We start from the raw sequence: 10,458 nt of genomic DNA on the forward strand, positions 1-10,458 counted from the left end.
CTCAGGGTGCCACCCCGTCCAGGGGCAGGCGGCCAACATCGGCGAACAACCGCCGACCACACCTGCGTCAGGCAGGCGGTGTGGTGGGCGACCGATCGGCGGCCCCGGTACGAGACGACCAGGGCATCAGCCACCGTCGCGGCCCGCGGCGACGCCCGTGGCGAATCCCTAGGAGCGAGTGCGGATGATCGTCTTTCCGGTGATGCGCTCGGTCGGGTTGAGAGCGGCGACGGCGTCGTCGAGGCCTGCGACGTTGCCGATGTTCGTCCGCAGTCGTCCGTCCCGTACCCGCTGAACGATTTCACCCAGTTGGGTGCGGTCAGGCATCACCACGAAATCGATCGCCAAGCCGTCCACGGGCCGCGTCTCGGACGGCCCGACAACGGAAACCAGTGTTCCTCCGGCTCGAATCAGGCCTGCCGACCGCTTCCCGATGTCACCGCCGATGACGTCGAAAACCAGATCGACTCCGCCGACGTCTTCCAGGGCATCGCTGCCAAGGTCGACGAACTCGTGCGCGCCGAAGTCGAGGGCGTTATGACGGTCGGCGGCGCGTCCGGTGCCGATGACGTAGGCGCCGACCTCACTGGCGAGCTGCGTCACCATCGAACCGACTGCGCCGGCCGCGCCGTGCACGAGGACGCTCTGCCCCGCCCGAAGGCGGCCGTGCTCGAACAACCCCTGCCAGGCGGTCAGGCCAGAGATCGGCAGGCTGGCTCCCACCGTGAAGTCGACGTCGCCGGGCAGCGGCGCGAGGTTGCGCGCCTCGACGGCCACATACTCCGCCAGGGTGCCGTCGCGGGTCCAGTCCGTAAGGCCGAACACCCGCTGTCCCACTGAGAGCCCCGTGGTGCCATACCCGAGAGCGCTGACCACTCCGGCCAGCTCATGCCCAGGTATCGACGGGGTCCGGTCACGGCCGAGGCGATCGGTCCAGGTCGAGGGCCACGCCATCTCGGTCGGGACGAACCCCGACGCATGCACCTGAACGACGACGTCGTTGAGCGCCGGTTCCGGCTCAGGCCGCTCCACCAGCCTCATCCCGGCCGTTCCCGCAGCCTCGTCCGTCACCACGATCGCCTTCATCAGATACCTCCTTGTATCCAGCCCTCGTCTGCACTGGCACGAGGAGCGCCTTTCCGTTTCCCGGCATCGGCGACGCCACGCCTCGGCGCCGTGCCGCACCACGCTGACCGGTGGCCCCCGAACCTAGCTACGGTAAAACTGGTCCGTCAAGTCCACTATTGGGCCACGCGGGCGCTGCCGTGGCCGGTGGGAAGTACCAGATCAGCCTCATTAGCGACGTCATGGCCAGGCATCGGTCAGACAAGCCTTACCTGGACTATAGGGTCCAGGTAAGGTAGAGACTGCGGGAATATCGCCGGCCCGAAGAGTGTCTTCACTTGCGTGTCCAGGTGGGCTGGCACGACGACAGGCAAGGAGACGACGTGAACACCGAAAAGGCAATCCTCGCCGGCGGCTGCTTCTGGGGCATGGAGGAGTTGTTCCGCCGCCAGCCCGGCATCGTGTCCACGCGCGTCGGCTACAGCGGCGGCGACGTCCCGAACGCCACCTACCGCAACCACGGCACCCACGCGGAGTCCATCGAGGTCGTCTACGACACCGACAAGACCGACTTCCGCGCGCTGCTCGAGTTCTTCTTCCAGATCCACGACCCGTCGACGAGGAACCGCCAGGGTAACGACATCGGCATCAGCTACCGCTCGGCGATCTTCTACACCAGCGACGAGCAGAAGCGGGTCGCCGAGGACACCATCGCCGACGTCGACGCCTCGGGCCTGTGGCCCGGCACTGTCGTCACCGAGGTCACCGCTGCCGGCGACTTCTGGGAGGCCGAGCCTGAGCACCAGAACTACCTGCAGACCTACCCCAACGGATACACCTGCCACTTCCCTCGGCCCGGGTGGAAGCTTCCGAAGCGGGCGACGGCCTGACACCTCCGGCGCGCGGACCACGGTCCGCGCGCCGGTCCGGGCCGAGGCGGTCCGCCCGGACAATCCTTGCGTTGAGGACCAGATGGTCCAGGAAAGCTCGTGTCACGATGATCAGGAATAGTGGGTACACCGTCCACCTGGCCGTTGGGACGTGGACTCCGAGGTCCCATTCCCTCTAGATCATCTGGCCCGCTGGATAGACTTGACAAATGAGCGACGAGCAGGTGGCTGCGCCGACGACCAGGCGGAGGATCAGTCAACGAGGCATCGCGACGCGAGAGCGGATCCTCGAGGCAGCGAACCGCCTGATGCTCGTGCGCGGAGTGAACGCGACGACCCTTGACGACATCCGCGAGGCAAGCCAGACGAGCAAGTCTCAGCTCTACCACCACTTCGCCGACAAGCAGGAACTCGTGCGCGCCTTGGTCAAGTATCGAGGCGCGCTAGTGCTTCAGCGCGAGCGCGCGGGGCTCGAACGACTGAGATCGTTCGCAGGGCTGGTCCGGTGGCGTAACGCGCTGGTCCAGGCCAACTCGCTGAACAACGGCAAGTACGGGTGCGGGCTCGGGTCGATGACTCTCGAGCTGTCTGATCAGGATGAGCAGGCTCGATCGTCCCTGTCGGAGACGTTCGCGGCATGGGAAAAGCTGATCAGTGATGGTCTGCACCGGATGCGCGACAGCGGCCTTCTGCGCCAGGACGCCGACCCGGAGAAGCTGGCCACGGGATTGATGGCCGCTCTGCAGGGCGGCTACCTGCTGGCGAACGCCGCGCACGACGTCGCACCCATGGAAGTCGCTCTGGACATGGCGCTGGAACACATCAGATCGTTCCTGGTGCAGCCGTCCGGGGAGCCGACCCGTTAGTCGGGCCCCGCTGTGCACCGGAGGGGCCGGCGAGTGATTCCCGCCGGCCCCTCCGAGCACTGTCACTTGCCGTACAGCTCGAATTCGTAGAGCGAGAACCCGTACGAGGTGGCCCGCTTGACCCCGTACACCCGCACGTAGCGGGCGGTGACCGGGGCGAAGGTGGCGTTGTCGACGCCGCCGTTGCCGGTCGTGGTGGCGAACACCGGCGTCCAGGAGGTGCCGTCGCCGGAGACCTCGATCCGGTACGAGGTGGCGTGAGCCGACTCCCACCGAAGGACCGCCCGGCTGACGCTGCGGGCCGCGCCGAGGTCGACCCGGAGCCACTGGTTGTCGTTGTAGCTGCTCGCCCACCGGCTGCCGAGACTGCCGTCGACAGCCTTGTCCGGCGTGTGGCCGGTCAGGAACTGGGTGCTCGACGCGGTGGTCGGGCGGCCCTGCGCCAGGTTGGTGACGTCGTCGCCCCGGCGCGCCGGGAACGAGACGACCTGCTGGTAGGTGGGGCGGTTCTGCCAGGCGATCACCGGGTGGGTGATGCCGCCGAGCCCGGAGTGGGCGATCGAGTCGGCACACCACTGGTCGCCGGCCCCGCAGGACTTGTCGCCGGGGTAGACGGTGGTGGCCGGCACGGCGGCGGCCTGGCCGAGCGCGTCGAGCAGTGCCTGCCGGCATGCGCCGAGGTTGCCGTTGCCGCAGTACGCGCGGCCCAGCCCACCGGCCACCGGGTCGCCGAGCACGGTCCGCAGGTCCTTGTCGACGTAGCCCCACCACCCGTGCTGGAACGACGAGCCCTTGTGCGCCTGGCCCTGCAACGCCCAGCTCGCGGCACCGTCGCGTCCCCCGTTCTGGCCGCCCGACGGCGCCTCGTTCACCTCGATCGCGTCGACCAGCGCGGCGTAGAGATCCGGCCCCAGGCCGGGGCGGAACTGCGCCGAGGCCAGCAGCGGCCACCAGGCGTCGAAGATCCGGATCGCGTCGGCGTGCTGGTAGACCTTGGAGCCGGGTGACGTCTCCACCCGGCGGGCCCCGGCCTGCTGCCAGGCGCGCAGCTTGCCCACCGCGTCGGCCAGCGCCGGATCGGTGACCGGCGTGCTGTCCAGCACCCGCAGCAGGTCGCCGAGGACCTGCTGGCCGCGCAGGTCGGTCACCGCCGCGTCCGCCATGATCGTGACGACGTCGGCGCGGCCGAGCTTGCGCTGGGCGATCGCCGCGCGCACCGGGCCGTCGAGCAGCTGGGCCCGGTGTACGGAGCCGAAGCTGAAGTTACCGTCGGCGGCCCCGAAGTCCCGCGCCTGCTTGTTGTTCCAGCTGACGTAGTAGTCCTGGTTGACCGACTGCGGATGCGCCGACGCCGGCGTGTAGGTGGCGTCGTTGGTGTCCGGGTTCCAGCCGGCCCACTCGTACGCCGGGTCGGCCTTCGTGGGCAGGTTCGGGTCGGCGGTGGCCGGACGGACCGGGTTCGCGCCGGAGTTGTAGTACGCCGCCTCGGTCGAGTTGACGTAGAACCAGTTGAACGCGTACCCGACGTCGGCCGCGGACGCCTGGAACGCGGCCGCGCTGCCCATCGCCGACGGGTCGTTGAAGGCCTGGAAGCCGATCGCCGAGTCAGCCTCGTGCCGGTAGGTCGAGCGCAGTTTCGTGAACGCGGTCGGCTGCCCGTTCACCAGCCCCCGGTGGGCCACCAGCCCGTACTTCGTGCGCAGCGCACGCAGGGTGTACGAGCCCGCCGGGGTGGAGTCGGCCAGCGTCGGCGACCAGGAGTTGCGCTGCTCCAGCGCCTCCATGGCGAGGCACTGCCCGTGGTAGAGGTAGCGGTTGGTGCGCAGCGTCGGGGCGCTGCCGTCGGTGGTGCACAGCGGCACCGCGTACGTGTCGGTGAGGTCCTGGGAGGCGGAGGTCGCGCTCCACGCGTAGTCCTGGCCCCGGCCGAGCAGCACGTAGAGGTTGAGCCCGGCGAACGCGGCGCCCCGAGCGCTGATGCCCGGGCCCTGCAACTCCTGGAGCATCAGCAACTGCGGCGCGAAGTAGCCGGTCTGCGGCCCGAACACGGCCACCGGGTTGCCGGTGGTGGTGTGCCGTCCGGAGACCACCACCGCGTTGGACATGCCGTGCGCGCGCAGGTTGGCCAGGCCGCCGAGCAAATCCTTGGTGGCGGTGCTGGCGCCGGTGCGGGCGGCGGCCCCGCCGGTGGCGTCGTAGGCGAGGGGTTCGGCGACCACCGAGCCGGCGTCGGGGAGCACCGCGCTGGTCGCGCCGGGCGGCGTCGCCCCGTACGGGAAGCTCTGCCCGTCGTGCAGGGTGAGGACGGTCTCCGGGTCGTTCTGCGAGCGGAACGCCGCCCACACCCGGTCGCCCTCGGTGGCACCGTACTTGGCGCGGGCGGCCACCCGGACCAGCGCGGACTGGATCTCGCTGCCGCCGCCCCCGCCGAAGAGTCCGCCGATCACGCCGGCGGTGGCGATCAAATCGGTCATTGTGAAGTGCTTCGGCTTGCCGGCGCCGGCGAGCACGTACTCACCCGGGTAGTTGTCCTCGGCGATCGACTTGTCGATGTAGGCGTTGATGCCTGCGATGTAGTCGACCACGTCGGTGTAGAGCTGCTGGCCCCGGGCGCCCTTGGTGCGCAGCGCGTCCACCTGGGCCTGGAGATCCGCCTCGGTGTAGGGCGAGTTGGCCCAGACGCTCTGCTCCAGCTCACGGTTGCCAGGGGCGCCGCCGGCGAACGAGGTGACGTTGCCGCGGCCGACGTGCCGCAGCAGGTCCATCACCCAGAGCCGGTCCTGGGCTCCGGCGTAGCCGGCGCCGAACATGGTGCCGGCGCGGGTGGTGCCGGTGACGTGCGGGACGCCGGTGGCCTTGTCCCGCACGATGGTGACGTCCGCGCGCGGCGAGACGGTGCTCTCCACCTGTGCGGCCGGGACGCCGAACGAGGCGTCGTTGTAGAAGTGGGCGATCTGCTCGTCGGTCAGCCCGGCGTAGTTGTAGACCAGGTTCGCGTACTCGTCGAGCTGGTCGCTGGAGTGCGCCGGGCGGGTGCCGAGCGCCTGGTGCGCCAGGATGGCGACCAGCGTGGCGTTGCCGTTCTGCCCAGGGGGCAGGATGTCGGCGCACTGGCCGAGGCAGTAGTCGTTGGCGGCGAACGTCGTGGCGGCCAGCGCCGGTGACGGCGGGGTCACCGTCAGGACGCTCGCGGTCAGGACGGCGGCGGTGAAGGCCGCGAGCCGGTTACGGAGAGCGGGACGGGGCATGGCGATCCTCCGGGGACGCGGAGTCGGGCCGTTCGGTCACGCCCGGCTTCCGGTGCCGACGTCTCGCCCTCCGCGCCCGGGCGTTCCGCCAGGAGGTGAGAGTGACTCATATCTATCCTCGGGCAATGATCGACGTAGGACCCCCGCCCGGGATACCCGTCGTTCACCACGCGCCAATGCCGACGTTTCGCATCTTTACGCCATCGACTCCTGTCGTCACCCGAGCGCTCCCTGTTACGGGCGACGTCCGCTGACCACACCCCGACCCAGAACAGGCAGGGCTGCTGCCGCACGACAGTGAGAAGGCTGCTTCCCGAACCCGGGAAGCAGCCTTCTGACCTGTACGAACCAAGAGGGGCGATGCCGGATCAGCTCCCGCAGATGCCGTATCCGTTGAGGCTCCACGAGCCGGCGAAGCCGTCGGCGTCCTCGTCCGCTCGCAACCGCACGGTGTCACCCCCGGTGATGTTGACTGCGGTCAGTAGCACCTGACCGTTGCCGGCGTTGATGTCAGCGCCCGCGCTGTAGAGGCCCTTGCCGGCCGGGCACGCCTTGAGGCCGCTGTCGGACGAGTTGCTCGCGCTCGTCCCCGTCGACACGACCCGCTCCAGCCCGGCGGGCCCGTTGGCGCAGACCGCGATCGAGGTGGCGCTCCAGCCGGCCGGCGAGGTGCCCTGCACAGCGACCGCCCGGACGGTCACCGACGTCAGGTCCGACGACGGCACCACCTGGTCGAGCACGACGTCGCCCAGGCCGCTGTTGATCCGCCCACCCATGCCGATGACCTTCTTCGTCCCGCAGCTCGCCGTGACGAACTCCGTTCCGATCGCCCCGGTCGTGGCCACCACCTGGTACCCGGCCGGCGTGGTGGCGCACTGGGCGAGGGCCTGCAATGCCCAGTCGCCGGTGAAGTTGACAGGGCCCGCCTCCCGCATCGTCACGAAGAACCCGGTGCCGTTCGACAGCGGCTCCAACCGGTCCAGCCCCACCCGTCCGGCGGCCGACGAACCGGCGACGAGGAACCCGCCGCCCCCGGTGACCACCTTGCCGGCCGGGCAGGCCGCGAGCGCCGACTTGTCCGCGCTGCTCTCCGCGGCCGAATGGGTGACCGTCTCCAACCCCGCCGGCGCCGCCGAGGCCGGCGCCGCCCAACCCATGCCGGCCACCACAGCTGCCGTCGACATGACGGCCGTCAGCACGCCCCGCCCCTTGGTTACTCGCATGTCGCTCTCCTGTCCGCCTCGACCGGCGCCGTGCCGGCCTGCCTCCCGCCCGGACCAACAGGTCCGATGACTGAGACGAGCCTGGGCGGGGCCGCTTGTCGTCCGCTATCCGACCGCTTGGCGCCGGCCGTGCCGACCACCGCGTTCGTAGACTGTGGACGTCCGATCACGACTGACGAGGAAAGCCATGCGGTGGACCCTCCTCGGCCCCGTCCAGGTGACCGCCGGGGGGCGGGTCCTTCCCATCGACCGCCCTCAGCAACGCGCGGTGCTCGCGCTGCTCCTCCTCAACGCCGATCGGCTGGTGCCCCTCGGGCAGATCGTGTCGGCGCTCTGGGCTGAGGAACCACCCGCCAGCGCCCGGACCCAGGTTCAGGTCTGTGTCTCCCGAATCCGGTCGGCCCTGCGCGAGGTAGGAGCGGCCGACCTGCTGACGACCCAGGGCAGCGGCTACCGGCTCACCGTACCCATGGCCGAGCTGGACCTCGCCGAGTTCACCGCGGCGATCGAGCAGGCCCGCGCCGAGGAGGCTGCCGGCCGGCGGGCGGAGGCGGCGCGGCTGCTGCGCGACGGCCTGGCGCTGTGGCGGGGGCCGGCGCTGGCGGGCGCGACCGGAGCCTTCGTCGACGCTGCGGCCACCGGCCTTGATGAGCAACGCCTGCTCGCATACGAGCGGCTTGCCGCCGTGGAACTCGGCCTCGGCCGGTTCGCCGCGACCGCGCGTGCCCTACGCCCCCTGGCGGCCGAGCATCCGCTGCGGGAGTCGCTGGTGGCCGGGTATCTGCTCGCCCTGGCCGGCTGCGGCCAGCGGGCCGCCGCACTGCGGCTCTACGCCGAGACCCGCCGCCACCTCGTCGACGAGTTGGGCGTGGAGCCCGGCCCCGAGCTGAGCGGGGCCCACCTGCGGGTGCTGAGGGGGCGGACGCCGACCGAGCCCACACCTGCCAAGCCCCACGGCCCGTCTCCAGCGCAGCTTCCCGGCGCCCCCGCCTGGTTCACCGGCCGCGCGACGGCGCTGCGGCAACTGGACGCATTGCTGCCCGCCGGGCCGGCGGGGGCCGCCGGTAACTCCGGCGAGGAGGGTCCGGGCCGGGCGGTGGTCATCTCCGCCATCGCCGGCACCGCCGGGGTCGGCAAGACGACCCTCGCGGTGCACTGGGCCTACCGGGTCGCGCACCGGTACCCGGATGGGCAGCTCTACGTCAACCTGCGCGGATTCGACCTCGACGGCCGGGCCGTGTCGCCGGGCGAGGCGCTGCGCGGCTTCCTGGAGGCGCTGCACGTGCCGCCCCAGCGGGTGCCTGCCGACCTGCCCGGGCAGGCCGCCCTGTTCCGGACACTGCTCGCCGACCGTCGGGTCCTGGTGCTGCTCGACAACGCCCGCGACGAGGAGCAGGTGCGGCCCCTGCTGCCGGGATCCCCGGGCAGCCTGGTCGTGGTGACCAGCCGCAATCGGCTCACCGGCCTGGTGGTCAACGCCGGCGCCCACCCTGTGACGTTGGACGTGCTTCCGCCCGGCGAGGCCCGGGAGCTGCTGGTCGGTCGGCTCGGTCGCGGGCGTGTCGGGCGCGAAGCGGCGGCGCTGGACGAGATCGTGCGCCGCTGCGCCGGCCTGCCGTTGGCTTTGGCCGTCGTCGCGGCCCGCGCCGTCGGGCAGCCCGACGTACCGCTGGGGGCGTTCGCCACCGAACTGCGGGACACCGACCCGGTTCGGCTCACCGCACTGGCCACCGGCGACCCCACGACCGACGTACGGGCGGTCTTCTCCTGGTCGTACCGGGCGTTGGACGCCGACCCGGCCCGGTTGTTCCGGCTACTGGGGCTGCACCCCGGCCCCGACGCCGGACGGACGGCGGTGGCCAGCCTCGCCGGCCTGCCGCCGGCTCGGGTCGAACCACTGCTGGCCGACCTCACCCGGGCGAACCTGCTCACCGAGCGCACCCCCGGCCGGTACACGATGCACGACCTGCTTCGCGCGTACGCCTCGGAGTTGTGTCACGGCACCGACCCCGAGTCCGAGCGGAAGGCCGCCCGACGCCGCCTCTTCGACCACTACCTGTACGCCTCGCACGCGGCGGACCACCTGCTCGACCCGTACCGGTTGGCGCGACCTGCCACGCTCCCGCCGGCCGAGCCGGGGGTGACGGTGGGCGACCGGCCGGAGCACGCATGGGCGACGGCGTGGTTCGCCGCCGAGCGCCACGTCCTGCTGGCCTGTGTGGAGCAGGCGGCGGGCACCGGCCTGGACCGGCACGCGTGGACACTGGCGGCGGCCCTCACCACGTACCTCGATCGCAGCGGACACTGGCCCGAGCTGGCCGCCGCGCAGCGGACCGCCCTGGCGGCGGCGCTGCGCCGGGGTGACCTGGCCGGTCAGGCCCTGGCGCACCGTGGCCTCGCCATCGCCTGCACCTGGTCGGGCGAACACGAGGCAGCACACCGGCACTACCGGCGCGACCTGGAGCTGTACCGCGAGTTGGGCGACGACACCGGACGGGCGCACACGCACCTCGGGGTGAGCTGGGTGCTCACACGGCAGGGCCAGCTACGGGCGGCGCTCGACGAGACCCGGCTGGCCCTCGACCTGTACCGGGCCGCCGGCTACCGGGTCGGGCAGGCCAAGGCGCTCAACAACCTGGGCTGGATGCACGCCAGGCTCGGCGAGCCAGGGCCGGCGCTGCGCTGCTGCCAGGAGGCCCTGCGGCTGCACGAGGAGACCGGCGATCGGCACGGCGCGGCACTGACCTGGGACAGTCTCGGCTACGTCCGGCACGGCCTCGGCGACCACGACCGGGCCGCGGACTGCTACCGGCGGGCGCTGGTGCTGCACCGGGAGCTCGGCGACCGCTACGACGAGGCGGAGGTGCTGGACAACCTGGGCGACAGCCTGCAGGCCGCCGGTGACCTCGACGCCGCGCGCCGGGCGTGGCGAGAGGCGCTGACCATCTTCGACGAGCTGCGTCATCCGGACGCCGACCGCCCCAGGGTCAAGCTGGCCGCCCCGGCCGTCCCTGCGGCGTCAGCGGGCGGCTACGGACCATAGGTGACGTGGTACGGCATGCGGGCTCACTCCTCTTGTGGTGGCTGCCGAGGCAACCCACGGAGGGGTGAGAATCACCGGAAGCCGGGCGGAGGGGGGCCCAGATGGGCTCCCCCTCCTCAACCA

Annotated in this window: 6 protein-coding genes; 3 read left to right on the forward strand and 3 right to left on the reverse strand. The window is 71.3% G+C overall.

Translation table 11 applies throughout. From position 1 onward, the window contains the following. Nucleotides 1-168: 168 nt before the first annotated feature. Nucleotides 169-1,086, reverse strand: coding sequence for an NADP-dependent oxidoreductase (locus tag AB0C19_RS01355; RefSeq protein WP_357177642.1), 918 nt, complete (start codon nucleotides 1,084-1,086; stop codon nucleotides 169-171). Between the two features lie 362 nt (nucleotides 1,087-1,448). Between AB0C19_RS01355 and msrA the strand changes: the two genes are divergently transcribed. Beyond that, the gene (msrA, locus tag AB0C19_RS01360) at nucleotides 1,449-1,955 is read left to right on the forward strand and encodes a peptide-methionine (S)-S-oxide reductase MsrA (RefSeq protein ID WP_357177646.1); all 507 of its coding nucleotides are present in this window, start codon (nucleotides 1,449-1,451) and stop codon (nucleotides 1,953-1,955) included. 209 nt (nucleotides 1,956-2,164) lie between these two features. Then, a complete protein-coding gene (locus AB0C19_RS01365) occupies nucleotides 2,165-2,821 on the forward strand; it encodes a TetR/AcrR family transcriptional regulator (protein WP_357177648.1) in 657 nt (218 codons plus the stop codon). A 62-nt stretch (nucleotides 2,822-2,883) separates the two neighbouring features. Here AB0C19_RS01365 and AB0C19_RS01370 read toward each other — a convergent pair whose 3' ends face one another. Together AB0C19_RS01370 and AB0C19_RS01375 are read right to left on the reverse strand one after the other, a co-directional pair. Next, nucleotides 2,884-6,069 (reverse strand): penicillin acylase family protein, encoded by a 3,186-nt coding sequence (locus AB0C19_RS01370; protein ID WP_357177651.1) that lies wholly within the window; start codon nucleotides 6,067-6,069, stop codon nucleotides 2,884-2,886. 368 nt (nucleotides 6,070-6,437) lie between these two features. Then, on the reverse strand, nucleotides 6,438-7,292 hold the full coding sequence (locus AB0C19_RS01375; RefSeq protein WP_357177654.1) for a hypothetical protein: 855 nt from the start codon (nucleotides 7,290-7,292) through the stop codon (nucleotides 6,438-6,440). Nucleotides 7,293-7,479: 187 nt separating this feature from the next. Between AB0C19_RS01375 and AB0C19_RS01380 the strand changes: the two genes are divergently transcribed. After that, nucleotides 7,480-10,335, forward strand: a complete 2,856-nt coding sequence (locus AB0C19_RS01380) for a BTAD domain-containing putative transcriptional regulator (RefSeq protein WP_357177657.1) — start codon at nucleotides 7,480-7,482, stop codon at nucleotides 10,333-10,335. Nucleotides 10,336-10,458 lie beyond the last annotated feature (123 nt).

This window comes from Micromonospora sp. NPDC048842 (assembly GCF_040649935.1).
GTDB classification, from domain to species: Bacteria; Actinomycetota; Actinomycetes; order Mycobacteriales; family Micromonosporaceae; genus Micromonospora; species Micromonospora hortensis.